This is a genomic window from Streptomyces sp. CA-146814, from assembly GCF_050942385.1.
Classification (GTDB): domain Bacteria; phylum Actinomycetota; class Actinomycetes; order Streptomycetales; family Streptomycetaceae; genus Streptomyces.
The window spans coordinates 7089034-7106986 of the sequence record NZ_CP192068.1; the positions used below are offsets into that span (position 1 = coordinate 7089034).

Annotated in this window: 15 protein-coding genes; 7 read left to right on the top strand and 8 right to left on the bottom strand. The window is 72.5% G+C overall.

What is annotated here, in order from left to right; translation table 11 throughout:
• The first annotated feature begins 47 nt into the window (after nt 1-47).
• From ACQP09_RS31300 to ACQP09_RS31315, 4 genes are read left to right on the top strand one after another with little or no spacing between them, the layout of a single operon-like run.
• Nucleotides 48-1673, top strand: a complete 1626-nt coding sequence (locus ACQP09_RS31300) for a GMC family oxidoreductase (protein ID WP_433405814.1) — start codon at nt 48-50, stop codon at nt 1671-1673.
• Complete coding sequence (locus ACQP09_RS31305) at nt 1670-2785, top strand: quaternary amine ABC transporter ATP-binding protein (protein WP_433405816.1); 1116 nt, start codon at nt 1670-1672, stop codon at nt 2783-2785. Before ACQP09_RS31300 ends, ACQP09_RS31305 begins: the two co-directional genes overlap by 4 nt.
• Nucleotides 2785-4770 (top strand): ABC transporter permease, encoded by a 1986-nt coding sequence (locus ACQP09_RS31310; protein ID WP_433405818.1) that lies wholly within the window; start codon nt 2785-2787, stop codon nt 4768-4770. Before ACQP09_RS31305 ends, ACQP09_RS31310 begins: the two co-directional genes overlap by 1 nt.
• Nucleotide 4771: 1 nt before the next feature.
• Nucleotides 4772-5746 carry an ABC transporter substrate-binding protein gene (locus ACQP09_RS31315; RefSeq protein ID WP_433405820.1) on the top strand — a complete coding sequence of 325 codons (975 nt, stop codon included), beginning with the start codon at nt 4772-4774 and terminating at the stop codon, nt 5744-5746.
• Between the two features lie 48 nt (nt 5747-5794).
• On the opposite strand, the gene ACQP09_RS31320 is transcribed toward ACQP09_RS31315, so the two are convergent.
• The gene (locus tag ACQP09_RS31320) at nt 5795-7162 is read right to left on the bottom strand and encodes a cytochrome P450 (protein WP_433405822.1); all 1368 of its coding nucleotides are present in this window, start codon (nt 7160-7162) and stop codon (nt 5795-5797) included.
• A 221-nt stretch (nt 7163-7383) separates the two neighbouring features.
• On the opposite strand from ACQP09_RS31320, the gene ACQP09_RS31325 reads away from it, so the two are divergent.
• Nucleotides 7384-8103, top strand: coding sequence for a GNAT family N-acetyltransferase (locus tag ACQP09_RS31325; RefSeq protein ID WP_433405823.1), 720 nt, complete (start codon nt 7384-7386; stop codon nt 8101-8103).
• Nucleotides 8104-8252: 149 nt separating this feature from the next.
• Entirely contained in the window at nt 8253-8468 is a 216-nt protein-coding gene (locus ACQP09_RS31330) for a DUF6243 family protein (protein WP_433405825.1), read from the top strand.
• Between the two features lie 12 nt (nt 8469-8480).
• On the opposite strand, the gene ACQP09_RS31335 is transcribed toward ACQP09_RS31330, so the two are convergent.
• From ACQP09_RS31335 to xylB, 4 genes are all read right to left on the bottom strand, one after another.
• Nucleotides 8481-10061 (bottom strand): aspartate:alanine exchanger family transporter, encoded by a 1581-nt coding sequence (locus ACQP09_RS31335; RefSeq protein ID WP_433405827.1) that lies wholly within the window; start codon nt 10059-10061, stop codon nt 8481-8483.
• A gap of 81 nt (nt 10062-10142) precedes the next feature.
• Nucleotides 10143-10979 carry a hypothetical protein gene (locus ACQP09_RS31340; protein WP_433405829.1) on the bottom strand — a complete coding sequence of 279 codons (837 nt, stop codon included), beginning with the start codon at nt 10977-10979 and terminating at the stop codon, nt 10143-10145.
• A complete protein-coding gene (locus ACQP09_RS31345) occupies nt 10979-12259 on the bottom strand; it encodes a VWA domain-containing protein (protein WP_433405831.1) in 1281 nt (426 codons plus the stop codon). The genes ACQP09_RS31340 and ACQP09_RS31345 overlap by 1 nt, the downstream gene beginning before the upstream one ends.
• Before the next feature lie 70 nt (nt 12260-12329).
• Nucleotides 12330-13811: a xylulokinase gene (xylB, locus tag ACQP09_RS31350; protein WP_433405833.1), complete on the bottom strand. Its 1482-nt coding sequence runs from the start codon at nt 13809-13811 to the stop codon at nt 12330-12332.
• A gap of 215 nt (nt 13812-14026) precedes the next feature.
• Between xylB and xylA the strand changes: the two genes are divergently transcribed.
• The gene (xylA, locus tag ACQP09_RS31355) at nt 14027-15217 is read left to right on the top strand and encodes a xylose isomerase (RefSeq protein WP_433405835.1); all 1191 of its coding nucleotides are present in this window, start codon (nt 14027-14029) and stop codon (nt 15215-15217) included.
• 39 nt (nt 15218-15256) lie between these two features.
• Here the strand turns inward: xylA and ACQP09_RS31360 are convergent, their stop codons facing one another.
• The 3 genes from ACQP09_RS31360 to ACQP09_RS31370 all read right to left on the bottom strand — a co-directional run bounded on the left by ACQP09_RS31360 (nt 15257) and on the right by ACQP09_RS31370 (nt 17897).
• On the bottom strand, nt 15257-16510 hold the full coding sequence (locus ACQP09_RS31360; protein ID WP_433405836.1) for an ROK family protein: 1254 nt from the start codon (nt 16508-16510) through the stop codon (nt 15257-15259).
• Between the two features lie 95 nt (nt 16511-16605).
• Nucleotides 16606-17253, bottom strand: coding sequence for a DUF305 domain-containing protein (locus tag ACQP09_RS31365; protein WP_433406828.1), 648 nt, complete (start codon nt 17251-17253; stop codon nt 16606-16608).
• A gap of 5 nt (nt 17254-17258) precedes the next feature.
• Complete coding sequence (locus ACQP09_RS31370; protein WP_433405838.1) at nt 17259-17897, bottom strand: DUF3105 domain-containing protein; 639 nt, start codon at nt 17895-17897, stop codon at nt 17259-17261.
• Between the last annotated feature and the right edge of the window lie 56 nt (nt 17898-17953).

The following is a 17953-nucleotide window of genomic DNA, read 5'->3' on the forward strand; positions in this document are numbered from 1 at the left end:
CGCAGCACCACGCACACGCACGAACCTTGCAGAAGGAGCAGTGACCGATGCCTCCCACCCCCCGTTCCACCGCGGTCCCCGACCCCGAAGGCCCCGTGGCCGACTACGTGATCGTCGGCGGCGGCACCGCCGGATCGGTCATCGCCTCCCGGCTCACCGAGGACCCCGACGTGACCGTCACGGTCATCGAGGGCGGCCCCACCGACATCGACCGCGACGACGTGCTGACGCTGCGCCGCTGGCTCGGCCTCCTCGGCGGCGACCTCGACTACGACTACCCCACCACCGAGCAGCCGCGCGGCAATTCGCACATCCGGCACAGCCGCGCCCGGGTCCTCGGCGGCTGCTCCTCGCACAACACGCTCATCAGCTTCAAGCCGCTCCCCGGCGACTGGGACGAGTGGGCCGAGGCGGGCGCCGAGGGCTGGGACGCGGCCGCGATGGACCCGTACTTCGCCAAGCTGCGCAACAACATCGTCCCGGTCGACGAGAAGGACCGCAACGCCATCGCCCGCGACTTCGTCGACGCCGCGCAGGCGGCGGCCGGAGTTCCGCGCGTGGACAGCTTCAACAGCAAGCCGTTCCACGAAGGCGTCGGCTTCTTCGACCTGGCCTACCACCCGGAGAACAACAAGCGCTCCTCCGCCTCGGTGGCCTACCTCCACCCGCACATCGAGGCCGGCGACCGCCCGAACCTCCGCATCCTGCTGGAGACCTGGGCGTACCGCCTGGAGTTCGACGGCACCCGCGCCACCGGCGTACACGTCCGCACGAAGGACGGCGAGGAGATCCTGCTGCGCGCCGCCCGTGAGGTCATCGTCTGCGCGGGCGCGGTGGACACGCCCCGGCTGCTGCTGCACTCCGGGATCGGTCCGCGCGAGGAGCTGGACGCGCTGGGCATCGAGGTGCGCCACGACCTTCCCGGCGTCGGCGAGAACCTGCTCGACCACCCCGAGTCCGTCATCGTCTGGGAGACCGACGGGCCCATCCCGGAGAACTCCGCGATGGACTCCGACGCGGGACTCTTCGTCCGCCGCGACCCCGAATCGCGGGGCCCGGACCTGATGTTCCACTTCTACCAGATCCCGTTCACCGACAACCCCGAGCGCCTCGGCTACCAGAAGCCCGAGCACGGGGTGTCGATGACGCCGAACATCCCCAAGCCGCGCAGCCGTGGCCGCCTCTACCTCACCAGCGCCGACCCCGAGGCCAAGCCGGCCCTGGACTTCCGGTATTTCACCGACGAGGACGACCACGACGGCCGCACCCTGGTCGACGGCATCAAGCTCGCCCGCGAGATCGCCGCCACCGAACCGCTGGCCCACTGGCTGAAGCGCGAGGTCTGCCCCGGCCCCGAGGTCACCTCGGACGAGGAGATCAGCGAGTACGCCCGCAAGGTCGCCCACACCGTCTACCACCCGGCCGGTACCTGCAGGATGGGCGCCACCGGCGACCAAGAGGCGGTCGTGGACCCGCAGTTGCGCATCCGCGGCCTGGACGGGATCCGGATCGCCGACGCGTCCGTCTTCCCGACCATGCCCGCCGTCAACCCGATGATCGGCGTCCTCATGGTCGGCGAGAAGTGCGCCGAACTCCTCGCCGGGCAGGCGCACACCGCCGCTCCGGTCACCAGCACCAGTACCAGTACCAGCACCGGAGGCGATGTCCGATGACCGGAACCGAGAAGCAGAGCGTGCAGAGCACGGACGACGCCGTGTTCTCCGTACGCAACCTCTGGAAGGTCTTCGGCCCCAAGGCCGACCGCATCCCCGGCAGTGAGCACGCCGCGCTCCCGCCCGCCGAACTGCGCGAGGCCACCGGCTGCACCGCCGCCGTACGCGATGTCTCCTTCGACGTCCGCAAGGGCGAGGTCTTCGTCGTCATGGGCCTGTCGGGCTCCGGCAAGTCGACCCTCGTCCGCTGTCTCACCCGGCTGATCGAGCCCACCAGCGGCACGCTCGCCATCGACGGCGAGGACGTCCTCGCGATGGACCGCGCCCGGCTGCGCGAACTGCGCCGCCACCGCGCCGCGATGGTCTTCCAGCACTTCGGACTGCTGCCGCACCGCACGGTGTTGGACAACGTGGCCTACGGCCTGGAGATCCAGGGCCTGAGCAAGGCCGAACGCCGCGCCAAGGCAGCCGAGTTGGTGGAGAAGGTCGGCCTCGCCGGCCTGGAGGACCGCCGCCCGTCCCAGCTCTCCGGCGGCCAGCAGCAGCGCGTCGGTCTCGCCCGCGCACTCGCCGTCGACCCGTCCGTCCTCCTCTTCGACGAGCCGTTCAGCGCGCTGGACCCGCTGATCCGCCGGGAGATGCAGGACGAGGTGGTACGGCTGCACCGCGAGGAGGGCCGCACCATGGTCTTCATCACCCACGACCTCAGCGAAGCCCTGCGCCTGGGCACCCGGATCGCGCTCATGCGCGACGGCGGCATCGTCCAGCTCGGCACGCCCGAGGAGATCGTGGGCTCGCCCGCCGACGACTACGTACGCGAGTTCGTCCGGGACGTGCCGCGCGAACAGGTCCTCACCGTCGCCACCGCGATGCGCCGGCCGCTCGCCGGAGAGAGCGAACGCGGCCCGGCCGTGCGCCCCGACGCCACCGTGTACGAGGCCATCGAGGCGGTCTCCCGCTCCGGCGACCCCGCCGCCCGGGTGATGGACGAAGGCCGGCTCGTCGGCGTCGTCGACCAGGCCCGCCTGCTGGACGTGGTGGCCGGAACAGCCGCTGTCGACGCCCCCACCGCGCCCGACGCTCCGGACGGCACCCGCGAGGTGACCGTCTGATGGCCACCGCCCAGGCCACTCCCGTCCGCCCCGCGCAAGCGGGCGCGCGCCGGGGCCCGCTGGCCGCCCTCCGCGAACGCCCGGTTGCCGGGAAGCTTCTGCTGCTCGCGCTCGCCGCCGTCATCCTCGTCCCGCTCGCGCACAGCCGCTGGGGCGGCGGCATCTGGCCGGACGCGCTCACCGCCGACCTGTCCGGGCCGCTCGGCGACGTCACCGACTGGATCATCTCCAACCGGGACGACCACCCGCTCTTCCTCTACTTCTTCGGCCACATCAGCAACGCCGTCGTGCTCTCCGTACGCGGTGTCTACCTGGTCCTCCTGGCCCTCGGCTGGGCCGGCGTCACCGTGCTCGCCGCCGCCGTCGCCTGGCGGGTCGCGGGCCTCCGGCTCGCGCTCACGGCGGCCGTGTCGTTCCTGGCCTGCGGGCTGCTCGGCATGTGGGTGCCGACCATGCAGACGCTCGCGCTGATGGTGGTCGCCGTCCTCGCCTCCGTCGTCCTCGGCCTCCTCCTCGGCCTGGCCGCCGGCCTCTCCGACCGCGTCTTCCGCATCCTGCGCCCGGTGCTCGACACCATGCAGGTGCTGCCCGCCTTCGCGTACCTGCTGCCCGTGGTGCTGATCTTCGGCATCGGCGTGCCCGGAGCGGTCCTCGCCACCGTCGTGTACGCGGCTCCGCCGATGGCCCGGCTCACCGCGCTCGGCCTGCGCGGCGCGGACGGCGGCGTCATGGAGGCCGTGGCCTCGCTCGGCGCGACCGGACGGCAGCGGCTGCTGAGCGCCCGGCTCCCGCTGGCCCGCAAGGAACTGCTCCTCGGCCTGAACCAGACCATCATGATGGCGCTCTCCATGGCCGTCATCGCCTCGGTGATCGGCGCCGGCGGCCTCGGCGACCGCGTCTACCAGGCGCTTTCCTCCGTCGACGTCGGCGCCGCCCTCGCCGCCGGCATCCCGATCGTGCTGCTGGCCGTCGTCCTGGACCGTACGACGGAGGCCGCAGGCCGCCGCATCGGCGCCGAGCCCTCCGGCCCGGCCCTCCTCCGCGGCTGGCGCGGCTGGACCCTGGTCGCCGTGGCCACCGCCGCCGTCGCCCTCGTCGGGCGGCTCACCGACGGCCGGGTCTGGCCCGACGACGTCACCGTGGCGATCGCCGGACCGGTGAACACCGCCAAGGACTGGATGGTCGACCACCTCTACACCGGTGTGCCCGTCGTCGGCGGCACCGCCGATCTGGCCTCCCACTTCACCAGCGGCGTCCTCAACCCGCTGCGCAGCGGACTCACCGGCCTGCCCTGGTGGTCGGTGCTGCTCATCGTCGCCGCGCTCGCCTGGACCATCGGCACCTGGCGCACCGCCGCCACCGCCGTCCTCGCGATGGCCGCCATCGGTGTCCTCGGCGTCTGGGAGCCGTCGATGGACACGCTCAGCCAGGTGCTCGCCGCCGTGGCGGTGACCCTGGTCATCGGCTTCGCCATCGCGATCGGCGCGGCCCGCAGCGAACGCCTGGAACGGCTGCTGCGACCGGTCCTGGACATCTTCCAGACCATGCCGCAGTTCGTCTACCTGATCCCCGTCGTCGCCCTCTTCGGCGTCGGCCGCGCGCCCGCCGCCGCGGCGGCCATCGTCTACGCGCTGCCCGCCGTCGTCCGCATCACCACGCAGGGCCTGCGCGGCGTCGACCCGGCCGCGATGGAGTGCGCCCGCTCGCTCGGCGCGACGCCGGGCCAGCAACTGCGCCAGGTCCAGATCCCGCTGGCCCGGCCCTCCCTGCTGCTCGCCGTCAACCAGGCCGTGGTCCTGGTCCTCGCGGTCGTCATCATCGGCGGACTCGTCGGCTCCGGCGCACTCGGTTACGAGGTCGTCCTCGGCCTCGCCCAGGGCGACCTGGCCACCGGACTGGTCGCCGGAGCGGCGATCGTCTGCCTGGGCCTGATGCTCGACCGGGTCACCCAGCCCACCACCCGCCGCCAGCGACAGGAGAGCTGAGATGAACCGCTCCCGAACCCGCCTGCTCGTGGCGCTCGCCTCGGCCACCGCACTGCTCACCACGGCGGGCTGCGGCGCCGCCGACATGACGAAGCAGTCCTCCCCGTTCGCCGCCCCCGCCGGGGTCAAGACGGTGACCCTCTCCGTCCAGTCCTGGGTCGGCGCGCAGGCGAACGTCGCCGTGGCCGAACAGCTCCTCAAGGAGAAGCTCGGCTACCGCGTCGACCTCGTCCAGACCGACGAGGTCCCCGCCTGGGACGCCCTCAGCCAGGGCCGCGTCGACGCGATCCTGGAGGACTGGGGCCACCCGGACCAGGAGAAGCTGTACGTCGACGAGAAGAAGACCATCGTCCGCGGCGGCGACCTCGGCGTGACCGGCCACATCGGCTGGTACGTGCCGAAGTACTGGGCCGACGAGAACCCGGACGTCACGGACTGGAAGAACCTCAACAAGTACGCGAAGGAACTGCGGACCGCCGAGAGCGGCGGCAAGGGCCAGCTCATGGACGGCTCGCCGTCCTACGTCACCAACGACGTGGCCCTGGTGAAGAATCTGGACCTGGACTACAAGGTGGTCTTCGCCGGATCCGAGGCGGCCCAGATCACCCAGATCCAGCAGTTCGCCAAGGAGAAGAAGCCCTTCCTGAGCTACTGGTACCAGCCGCAGTGGCTGTTCAACGAGGTGCCGATGGTCGAGGTGAAGCTCCCGGAGTACACCGACGAGTGCGCGGCCAAGGACCCGAAGGACATCGACTGCGCCTATCCGACGACGCCGTTGCAGAAGTTCCTCAACGCCGACTTCGTGGAGCGCGGCGGTGACGCGGCCTCGTTCCTGAAGAAGTTCCAGTGGTCCGAGAAGGACCAGAACGAGGTCTCCGAGATGATCGCCTCCCAGCGGCTCACCCCGGAGGAGGCGGCGAAGCGCTGGATCGACCGCCACCCGGACGTCTGGAAGAAGTGGCTTCCCCGGAGCTGACGGCCCGGCGCCCGGCTCCCTGACAGAGCCGGGCGCCCACCGGACCGGCTACCGCGCCCGCACGGTCGCCAGCACATCCCGGTCCGGCTGAAGCGTCAGGCTCGGTACGGGCTCGACGGTGCCCGGGTCGACGTCCAGGTCGAAGCGGCGGGCCAGTACGGCCAGGATGAGGACCGCCTCCACCATCGCGAAGCGCGTACCGATGCAGACCCTGGGTCCGCCGCCGAACGGGAACCACGCGTACTCCGCGATCTCGTCGCCGCCCGTGGCGTCCCAGCGCTCCGGCCGGAACTCCTCCGGCTCGGGGAACCACCGCGCGTCGCGGTGCGTGGCCCACTGGCTCGTCCACACCCGGGTGCCCTCCGCCATCGGCAGGCCGCCGATCGTCGCCCCTTCCTTCGCGACGCCGGTGATCAGCCAGATCGTCGGGTAGAGGCGCAAGGTCTCCTTCACCATGGCCTGGGCGTACGTGAGTTGGGCGTAGTCGTCGAAACCCGGCTCCCGGTCGCCGAGCACCCGGTCCAGCTCCTCGGAGAGCGCCTCGCGGACGCGCGGGTTACGGGAGAGCAGGTACCAGGCCCACACCAGCGTCGAACTCGTCGTCTCATGGCCGCCGATGTACAGGGTGACCGTCTCGTCGCGGATCTCCTCGTCGCTGAGCCGCGTGCCGCTCTCGTCGACGGCGGTGAGCAACCGGCTGAGCAGATCGGGCCGTTCGGTCTCGCCGTCCCGGTGCCGGGCCACGACCCGGCCCACCTCGGCGTCGATCACAGCCGCCGCCTTCCTGATCCGCGCCCGGCCCGGCGTCGGCACCCAGTCCGGCAGCAGCGCCCCGATCCCGGCGAACTCCTTGCCGATCTCCATCTGGGCGACATCCATCGCCCGCCCCATCGCCTCCGAGTCCGCCGGAGTGTCCACGCCGAAGATGGTGCGCACCGCGATCTTCTGCGTCAGGGCCGCCATCTCCCGCTTGATGTCCACGCGTTGGCCGTCCGACCAGGTGTCGGCCAGATCCACCGCGGAGGACGCCATGGTGGCCGCGTACGACTTGACCTGCTTGGGCCGCACCGACGGCTGCACCAGCGACCGTTTACGCCGCCAGTCCCGGCCGCGCGCCACGATGATGCCGTTGCCCATGACGGCCCGGAACGCGACGCCGAGCGAGGGCTGGTCGAACGTGCCCTCCGTCTCGGTCAGCAACTCGCCGATGCACTCCGGATCGGCGATGAACACGCACCGGTTGCGTCCGAACCGCCACCGCACCATGTCCCCGTGCCCCCGCAGGAGTTCGAAGAAGGCGAGGGGGTTCTTACCGAACTGCGGCAGGTTCCCGAGCAGCGGCAGCCCCTTGGGGCCCGCGACGATCTCATGGCCGCGGGACGGGGTGTCGAGCGCCGGGCCGGTCTGCGTGGACATCGAAAGGACTCCGCTCCCTGGGATGCGCCACGGGTGGCGCGCCATCGTTCGAACCTCATCGAACGCGATGAGGGCGGTACTCCGCCAGAGCGCCGGTCCGGCGTGGCCGGAATCCGTCAGCAGCCTTGTGGAGTACGCGAGTTGTCGAGCGTAGTCGCAGCGGCCACCGGGTTCGAACAAAGGATGACGGCAGATTTTCCCTCTCATGTGACAATCCCGTCATGTCGATCGATGCAACGGTGGACCGCGCCCGAGCGCTGTGGCAGGAGCTGGCAGCCGCGCCGGACGCCGCCTTCGGAACCCCCGGAGTGTGCGTCTCCCCGGGCTCGTCCCTGGCGCCGCAGTCCTGGGTGGGCGTGGTGACCATCGGGGACACCGCCCTGATCACCGCGCCCACGGACCGGGCCGCCGATTCCGTACGAACGGCCCTCAACGGCCTCCCCACCACACGCCTTACCGATCCGGCGACCCTCACCGCCCTCCTCCCGGTGTCCGACACCCTCGGCCCGGCGGCCCTTGCCTACCTGACCCCGGAGGATCTCCGCCCGCCCGAGGCCACCACCGCTCCGACCGGGCGCCTGGCCCCCGGTCACGCGGAGGTGCGAGCCCTGTCACAGGAGGCGGGGGAGGCGGACGCGGGGGAGAGCGGGCTGGAGGAGATCACCTCACCGGTCTTCGTCGTACGGGACGGAGGCGCGCGGCTCCTCGCCGCCGCCGGCTACGCCCACTGGCCGCGTGGCGCCGCCCACCTCTGCGTCCTGACCGCACCGGACGCACGGGGCCGGGGCCTCGCCCGGCAGGTGGCATCCGAGGCCACCGCCCACGCCCTCGCCGCCGGACTGCTCCCGCAGTGGCGGGCCCGGCCGGCCGCCTCCCGCCGGGTGGCGGCGGCGCTGGGCTACCGGGAGCTGGGCGCTCAGCTGAGCGTACGGCTGGGGTGAGGGCGGTCCGAGCGCTCCCCGCGGACCAGGTAACGTCTTCGGCGTGTCCATCCAGGCGCCGATGGACGAGTGAGAGCGTGACGGGCCCCTGCTGACGCCTTTCACCGACGCATCCGTAGATCACTTCACCTCATCGACCGGGAGAACCCGTGACCGACAGCAAGAACATCAACAACCCGGTGGGCCAGGGCGGCGGCCAGCGCAAGCGGCAGTCCCGCGCCGAACGGCAGAACAACGGTCCGCACCGCAACCTCGACCGTCAGAACGCGGCCGACCGGAAGGCGGAGCTGGTGCGCAAGATGCGGGAGAAGGCAGGCGCGGCCGAGAACGACGGGCAGTCGGGCGACGACACCGCACAGAGCTGACCGGTCGGCCGGTCAGAGTCCCACGATCAGTTGGATGCAGACGATCTTGACGAGGATGGCCAGCGCGAAGAGCGTCGAGTAGCCGTTGTTGATCCGGCTGTCGCTCGCGCGGCTGTTTGCGTACGCCACGAGCGCCGGGTTGCCCACATAGCCCGACAGCAGCCCCATCGTCCGCTCCCGGCTCTGGCCGAGCCCCTTCGCGATCAGCACCATCAGCGAGTAGCTCACCACCGCGCCGATCGCCAGCACGGCCGCCAGCTTCAGGCCGAAGAGCGAGAAGGCGTTCTCGCGGAACGAGTAGCCCGAGGTCAGCCCCACCACCGCGAGGAAGAGCAGCAGGCCGATCTGGCGCAGGGTGAGGTTGGCCCGGGTGGGGAGGGTCCAGACGAGCGGGCCCGTGCGGCGGCGCCAGCCGAGGATCATGCCCATCACCAGCGGGCCGGCACCCGTGCCCAGCGCCAGCGTGGTGGAGCCGAGCGTGAGGGACGGGATGCCGATCAGGAAGCCCAGCGTGAGCCCCAGGCCCAGGCTGACCGCGCTCACCTCGCTGACCTTCGCCTCCGTGTCGCCCAGGTACGTGGTGACCTCGCCCGTCCGCTCGCGCGGCATCACCACCCGGACCCGGTCGTCGAGCTGGAGCAGCAGGTCGTCGTGGGCGAGCATGTCGAAGTCGCCGCGCCGGACCCGGCTCACCACGGCCCCGTACTTCTCGCCCAGGCCCAGTTCGGCGACCGTGTGCCCGGCCAGCTCCGGGTTGGTGAGCAGGACCCGCCGGTAGTCCACCGTGGAGCGGTCGTCCAGCAGGTGGCGCGGGGCGAGTGACCCCAGCGCCTCCGTCGCCTTCCGTGCGTCGTCCTCGCCGCCCACCAGGACGACCTGGTCGCCGGGGGAGAGGCGGTCCAGCTCCCGGGCGACCCGGGTGGTGGCCCCGGCGGGCCGGTACTCGCTCGCCAGCACCCGGTGCCCGGCCACTCCGGGGACCTCGGCCCAGCGGGTTTCGCGGGCCACCTGGACCGTACGGGTGATGAGCGTGGCCGGGAGGCCCGAGTCCGGGTCCCGGCGCGCGGCCCAGTGGCGGCGGGCCGCGACGGCCGCGAGGAACAGGATCGTGATCACCACGGCCAGCGGATAGCCGATGGCGTACCCGACGGCGGGCTGGGTCGGGTCGGCCGAGGCGTCCTGGGCGGCGGCCAGGCCCGGAGTGGTCGTCCCGATGCCCGCGTACCCGCCCGCCAGGAACGGTCCGCTGATCCCGAACCAGCCGTGTCCGACGAGGCCGACCACCACCGCCGTGACCGCGAGGGCCACCACCGCCCCGGCCATCACCGCCAGCTGGCCGCGCAGTTCACGGAAGAACGCGGGCCCCGACTCCAGCCCGACCGTGTACACGTACAGGGCCAGACCCAGCGCCGACACCCCGGCCGGTACGGCGGCGGCGATGTCCTCGTCCAGCGCGCCCACGAAGAGGCCGACGAAGAGGACACCGGCCGCTCCCAGCCGTACCGGGCCGAACCGCACCATGCCGAGCAGCGCGCCGAGCGTGATCACCGCGAAGACGGTCACCCACGGGTTGTCCGCGAAGAACTGCCACACCGGCGGTGCCTCCCCGTCTCGAAGCGAACCCGTTCAGGATCTTCGAGGAGCGGGGAGGCCGCCACCTGACCTCAAGGAGCGTCAGACCCCGTGCGGCACGTGCGCCGGGCGGCCGCGGCCGCGTGTCAGCGAGTAGCCGAACACGGCCGCGAGCGCGGCGAGCACGCCGCCGCCGACCGTCCACAGCCAGCGGGTCGTCCACCAGCCCGAGGCCCAGCCGTCCTCCGGCTCACCGGCGGTCCGGGCCTGCGTGGCTCCTGACGCGTCCGTCACCGAGATGCCCGGCACCAGCGGCTCGGCGAGCGCGCCGTCCACGTGGTGGGCGCCGCCCGCGTCCACCACGTCGGCCCGGACCTCGGCCTCGAACGGCAGCCCGAGCTCGTCGGCCGGGAGGTTCACCACCGTGAGCCGGACGTAGTAGCTGCCGGGCAGCGGGTCGTTCGCCCACGGCTCGGACCAGGACCGTACGGTGCGCAGCACACAGGACAGCTCGACCGCCGACGCGTCGGCCGCCGCTTTCCTGGTCTGGTGGCCGTACTGGCACGCCTGGCGGCGGCGCAGCCCGTCGTACACGTCGATCTGCCAGGTGGAGCCCGAGCGCTCCACCTCGCTCTCCGGCAGCTTCACCGTCGCCTTCACGGTGGCGTGCTGTCCGGCGTCGGCCGGGAACACCCAGTACAGGTAGTCGCCCGACGACGCCTGCGCGGTGCCGGTCTGACCCTGCTGGAGTGCGGTCGCCGTACGGAACGTGGTGCCGGCCTCGGTGGGCCCGGGGCCGTCGTCGCCGGGGCTCGCGCTCGCCGACGGGTCGTCGGCCACGGCCGTACCCGCCGAGGTGAACAGGGTCAGCCCGGCGAGCAGCGCACCGGCGAACGCGCGCCGCACGCCACGGGCGCGGCGGGAAGTCGTCGTCACCATCAGTTGGTCCTCCATACGGCGATGCGCCAGCGCGAGATCCAGCCGAACAGCAGCCCCGCGACCAGTCCGGTCAGGACGAGGACGCCGAGCAGCCACCAGCCGCGGCCGAGCCCGAAGGCCGCCACGTCGGACGCCCGGTCCGGTCCGTCCACCACGTCCACGGTCAGCTCGACCGGCAGACCGGGCGTCCGCTTCACCGAGGCGGGCGCGGAGAACGCGTGGGAGAGCTGGAGGCAGACGGTCTCGGCCGCGGGCTTGCCGCTGCCGTTGTCGCCGTCCTCGATCTCGGCCTTCGGGTAGCGCAGGCCGGACGAGATCACATCCGTACGTCCGGTGCCGGAGGCCTCGCCCCGGACGATCTCGCGTCCGGCGTCCGTCGCCGCGCGCAGCAGCACGCCGTAGTCGTTGTCGACGGCACGGTCGGCCGCCACGCTCACCGAGGCGCGCAGCTCCTGGCCGGGCAGCACGTCGACCCGGTACCAGCGGTGCTCGCCGATCACCTGGCGGTCGGTGTAGAGGCCCGGCTTGAGCACGGGTGCGGCGGAGCAGCTGTCCGCGCCTTCGGTGGCGACCGGGGTCACGACCGGCTCGGCCGCCCGGTCCACCAACTGCTTCACGCGGCGCGAGAGGTCGTCCTTGTGCTGGACGGCCGTGTACGTGCCCCCGGTCGCCTCGGCGATGCAGGTGAGCTGCTGGCGGATCTTGGCGTTCGGCACCAGGCCGAGCGTGTCGATGACCAGGTGCGTGCCGCGCGCGGCGATCTCGCGGGCCACCTCGCACGGGTCGAGCGGGCCGCAGGTGTCCTCGCCGTCCGTGATGAGGACGATCCGGCGGGTCGCCTCGCCGCCTTCGAGGTCGTCGGCCGCGCCGAGCAGCGCCGGGCCGATCGGGGTCCAGCCGGTGGGCGCGAGGGTGGCGACGGCGGTCTTGGCCTCGGTGCGGTCCAGCGGGCCGACCGGGTAGAGCTGCGCGGTGTCCTCGCAGCCGACCTTGCGGTCGTCGCCCGGATAGTCGGCGCCGAGCGTGCGGATGCCGAGGTGGACCTCTTCGGGCACCGCGTCCAGGACGTCGTTGAACGCCTGCTTGGCGGCGGACATCCGGGACTGGCCGTCGATGTCGCGGGTGCGCATGGAGCCGCTGACGTCGAGGACGAGTTCGACCTTGGGGGCGGAGGTGGCCGGTGGTCCGTCGGCGGCTGCGGGGAGCACGGAGCCGAGCCCGGCGGCCAGGGTGGCCAGCGCTATGCACACCCCGGTCGTCAGCCGATTTCTTGTGATCATCGCCGGATCTTATGGAAAATCAGTTCGTATTCCCAACCGGGGCCTTGGGTGGCCGGACCCGGCTCGTCCGTCAGCCGCCGAGCAGCGGCTCCGCGGCCCGGTCCAGTACCGAGGTGACCCGCTGCCAGGTCTCCATGTCCCGTTCCTGGGACTCGAGTTGACTGCCCGTGTCGCCCGCGCCCCAGGAGGTCGCGAGCGCCACCGGGTCGCCGCCGCCCGCGGCCGACGCGGCGAGCGCTGCCGCGCCCAGGGCGACCAGCTCGCCGCCCGCCGGGATGACGAGCGGGCGTCCGGAGAGCCGGCCCACCGTCTCCACCCAGCTCCGCCCCTGCGCGCCGCCGCCGATCAACCGCAGCGGACGGGAGGCCACTTCGGGCGCGTCCGGGTCCAGGCCGCAGGCCCGTAGCAACGTGTCCAGCGCCCGCAGCACGGTGACGGCCGCGCCTTCGTAGGCGGCACCGAGCAGTTGCTGCGGGGTGGTGTCGTGGCGCAGTCCGGTGAGGAGCCCGGAGGCGGTCGGCAGGTCGGGCGTGCGCTCGCCGTCGAGGTACGGCAGGAGTACGGCTTCGCCACCGGGGGCCGTGTCCTCGCGGTGCAGGCCGAGCAGCGAGGCGACCTTGTCCACGGCGAGCGTGCAATTGAGGGTGCAGGCCAGCGGGAGGTACGTGCCGTCGGCGGCGGCGAACCCGGAGAGCGCCGGTGCGGTGGAGCGCGTGCGGGAGGCGGCGAAGACCACGCCGGAGGTGCCGAGGGAGAGGACCGGGTGGTCCAGCAGCCCGGCGCCGCCGAGACCGAGGCCCACGGCCGCGCTCATGTTGTCGCCGGTCCCGGCGGCGACCGCGATGCCGACGGGCAGCCCCAGCGCCTCGGCCGCAGCCTCGGTGAGCGAGCCGATCCGGGTTGCCCCGGTGGGCGCGACCTCGGGGAGGAAGGCCGGGTCCAGGCCCAGGAGATCCAGGAGTTCGGGGTCGTACGCGCCGGTGGCGGTGGCGTACCAGCCGGTGCCGGAGGCGTCGCCGGGATCGGTCGCCGCCACGCCCGCCAGGCGCTCGGTGAGGAAGTCGTGCGGCAGCCGTACGCCGACGGCTCCCTTCGCCGCTTCCGGATCGTTCTCGCGCAGCCACTGCCACTTGGAGGCGGTGATCGAGGCGACCGGTACGGAACCGGTCCGCGTGGTCCAGGCGTCAGGGCCACCGAGCGAGGCGGTGAGGGCGGCGGCCTGCGGAGCCGAGCGGGTGTCGTTCCACAGCAGCGCCGGCCGCAGCGGACGGCCCGAGCGGTCCACCACGACGAGTCCGTGCTGCTGTCCGGCCACCGCGATCCCGGTGACCGAGCGCGCGGGCAGGCCCGACTCCTTCAGTCCGGCCGCCACCGCGTCGCCGAGCGCCCGCCACCAGACCTCCGGATCGCTCTCCCGGGCGCCGCCCTCGCCGGTGACGACATGCGGAGCGCGGCCCACCGCGAGCTGCTCGCCGGTCACGGCGTCGATCACGGCGGCCTTGGTGGACTGGGTGGAGCTGTCCACGCCGATGACGACGGTACGGGACGACATGGGCGGCCTCTTTCGCAGGGAACGGGCTCATTCGGCTGTGCCGCGAACAAATTACGTGATGTGCGGCCTGGGGAACAGGCCCCGGAGCCACCCGCCGCCGACCAGGGGGTTACGCCGGACGGCGACCCCGTGCATGATTAGTCATGACACTGAACAAATAGGGGTTCGGGGCTTCCGGCCCAGCCCCGACGGCAGGCGAAGGCGGTCGGACGACGATGACGGAACGCTTCACCCCCACCTCCGGGGACAGGTTCACCCCCACCCCCGAGGACAAGTTCAGCTTCGGCCTGTGGACGGTGGGCTGGCAGGGCCGCGACCCCTTCGGCGACGCCACCCGCGCGGCCATCGACCCGGTCGAGTCCGTCCAGCACCTCGCCGAGCTCGGCGCCTGGGGCGTGACCTTCCACGACGACGACCTGATCCCCTTCGGCGCGCCGGAGACCGAGCGCGAGGCGATCGTCAAGCGGTTCCGCCAGGCCGTCGACGCGAGCGGCCTCGTCGTGCCGATGGTGACGACCAACCTCTTCACCCACCCGGTCTTCAAGGACGGCGGGTTCACCGCCAACGACCGTGACGTACGCCGCTACGCGCTCCGCAAGACCCTGCGCAACATCGACCTCGCCGTCGAGCTCGGCGCCACCACCTTCGTCGCCTGGGGCGGCCGCGAGGGCGCGGAGTCCGGCGGGGCCAAGGACGTACGCCTCGCGCTGCACCGGATGAAGGAGGCCTTCGACCTGCTCGGCGAGTACGTCACCGAGCAGGGGTACGACCTCCGCTTCGCCATCGAGCCCAAGCCGAACGAGCCGCGCGGCGACATCCTGCTGCCCACCATCGGCCACGCCCTCGCCTTCATCGAGCGCCTGGAACGGCCCGAACTGGTCGGCGTCAACCCGGAGACCGGGCACGAGCAGATGGCCGGGCTCAACTTCCCGCACGGCATCGCCCAGGCCATGTGGGCCGGCAAGCTCTTCCACATCGACCTCAACGGCCAGTCCGGCATCAAGTACGACCAGGACCTCCGCTTCGGCGCCGGCGACCTGCGCCAGGCGTTCTGGCTCGTCGACCTGCTGGAGAGCGGCTACGAGGGCCCGCGCCACTTCGACTTCAAGCCGCCGCGCACCGAGGACTACGACGGCGTCTGGGCCTCGGCCGCCGGGTGCATGCGCAACTACCTGATCCTCAAGGAGCGTGCGGCGGCCTTCCGCGCCGACCCCGAGGTCCGGGCCGCGCTGCGGGCGGCCCGCCTGGACGACCTGGCGCGCCCGACCGCCGGGGACGGCTTGGCGGCCCTGCTGGCCGACCGTACGGCGTACGAGGAGTTCGACGTGGAGGCCGCCGCGACACGCGGCATGGCCTTCGAGGCGCTGGACCAGCTGGCCATGGACCACCTGCTCGCGGTGCGCTGACGGTACGGGTGAGCCGCGGGGCCCGGTCCCCCCCCCGGCTCACCCGCCCGACGGCTCCGCGTACGCCACCGGGTCGTCCAGCACGTCCTGCACCACCAGCGCCGCCGCGCCCCGCGCCGCGTCCCCCGCCACCGACGACGCGCGGAGCCGGCCGCTGCCCGGGGACCAGAGCCCCGACACCACCCGGCCGGTCAGCTCCTCGTCGGCCGGGGGCGCCAGCCACGGCATCAGCCCCCGGTAGATCCCGCCGAGCACCACCGCGTCCGGGTCGACCAGGTTCACCGCACCTGACACCACCCGGCCCAGCATCCGCCCCGCATCGGCGAGAGCCGCCACCGCCCGCGCGTCCCCGGCCCGCGCACGCCGCTCCAGCTCCAGCACGCCGGAGCCGCCCCCGGCCCCCGGCCCGTCGACCCCGGCCGCCCGCAGGAGCGCGCTCTGACCGGCGTACTGCTCCAGGCAGCCCCGCGAACCGCACCGGCACTCCGGCCCGTCCGGGTCCACCACCACATGCCCGATCTCCCCGGCGAACCCGTGCGCCCCACGCAGCAGTTCGCCGCCCAGCACCAGCGCGCCGCCGACGCCGATCTCCCCGGTCAGATACAGGAAGCTGCGTACGTCACCGAGGCCGCCGAACCACAGCTCGGCCAGCGCCGCGAGATTCGCCTCGTTCTCCGAGACGACCGGCAGCACGGGAAGGCCGGGACGCAGCGCGGCGAGCGCGTCGCCGAAGAGAGCCTGCGCCGGGACCTCGTTCCAGCCGAGGTTGGGGGCCTGCCGTACCGCGCCGCCGGAGACCAGGCCCGGCAGCGCCAGCGCCGCGCCCACCGGGCGCAGCTCCTGCTCACGCGCCGAGTCCAGGGTCCGCGCGGCGATCGCGGCGGCGCGGGCGAGGACGTCCTCGGCGGGTGCGCCCCGGTTGTCGAGGTGTTCGGTCTGCCGGACCCGGCCGGTGCCCGCGAGGTCGACGACGCAGACCGAGACGTAGTCGATGTTGATCTCCACACCGAGTCCGGCGGGACCGGTGCGGGCCACCTTGAGCGCGGTGCCGGGACGCCCGGCCTGGCCGCTGAACGTCTTGCCCGACTCGGTGAGGAACCCGCTCTCCATGAGCTGCTCGACGAGCGAGGAGACCGCGGCCCGGGTCAGTCCGACCCGCGCGGCCACTCCGGCGCGGGTCGCCTCACCGCTCTCGCCCTCGTCCCGCACGGCGCGCAGTACCAGGCTCAGATTGTGCCGTCGCACGGTGTCCTTGTCGGCCTTGGGCCCCAGCGGAGTGAGGATGCTCTTCATATCGTCGCCGAGCCTATGCGATCGCGGGCACGGCGGGCAGCACGGCGGAGACGGCCCCCTCCACGACGTACGGGAGGGGGCCGGTCCACGGTGGGTCAGGGCTTCGCGCCCCGGGCCTTCAGCATGTCCGCCATCAGCCCGATCTCGGACTGCTGGCCGCTGACCATGCCCTGCGCCAGGTTCCGGATGACGTCCGTCCCGGCCGCTTCGGCCCCGGCCCGCGCCATGTCGACTCCGGCGCGGTGGTGCACGGTCATCAGCCGCAGGAACAGCACCTCGGCCGCCTTGCCGTCGGCCCCCTCCAGCGCCTTCAGCTCGGCGTCGGTGGCCATGCCCGGCATCAGCGAACCGTCGCCCGTCGGCTTCACGGTGTGGCCCATCCACGCCATCGGCGGCTTCGCCGAACTCTTCGGCAGACCCCACTGGTCCAGCCAGCCCAGCATCATGCCGCGCTGGTTGGCCTGGGTGTTGATGATGTCGTACGCCAGGCGCCGCACGTCCTCGTCCTCGGTGCGGTCACGCACGATGAACGACATCTCCACCGCCTGCTGATGGTGGATCGCCATGTCCCGGGCGAACCCCGCGTCCGCCGACTCCTCTGCCGGAGCGGAGAGCGACGCCTTCGCGGACGGGGACGCCGCGGACGGCCGTACCACCATCACCACCACCAGGCCCACCGCCAGCAGCAGCACGGCGGCGCCCGCGAGCACCATCCGGCGGGGGGCGGAGAAGGGGCCCGTCATGGAGGTCACTTGTCGAGCCCGCCGGTGCAGGCGGCACCCGGCTCAGGCGTCTGCGGGCCCTGCACGTACTGGGTGAAGAACTTGCCGACGCGGCCGTCGGTGGCGCTGTCGACGGCGACCTGCTTGCCCCACGCGCTGAGCATCAGCGGTTCCTTCTGGTCCTTGACCGGGCTGATGAAGGAGTACGGGGTGGACTTGACCTTCTCCGTGAGCGCCTTGACGTCGCCCTCCGAGGCCTCGTCGTTGTACGTGACCCAGACCGCGCCGTGCTCCAGCGAGTGGACCGCGTTCTCCTTCGGTATCTCCTGGGTGTAGACGTCCGCGTTGCAGTTCATCCAGACCTGGCTGTGGTCGCCGCCGACGGGCGGGTTCATCGGGTAGTCGACCTCGGTCTCCACGTGGTTCTGCTTGAGGTCCTTCCACGTGCGCTCACCGGAGATCGGGGCCTTCGCCGCCTCCTCCTTCTCGTTCGCCTGGTACACCAGGTAGCCGCCTCCGGCGACCAGTGCGACGACCACGGCGACCGACGCGCCGATGGTGATGAGACGGCCCCGGCGCTCACGGGCGCGCTCCTGGCGGCGGGCCTCCTCCAGCTTGGCGCGGCGCGCGTTGGCGGGGGAGTTCTGGTTCTTGGCGGAAGCCATGGAAGGTCCTCGTCGTTCAGCGGATGCGGGATGCATGCGGGGGCGCATGCGGAGAC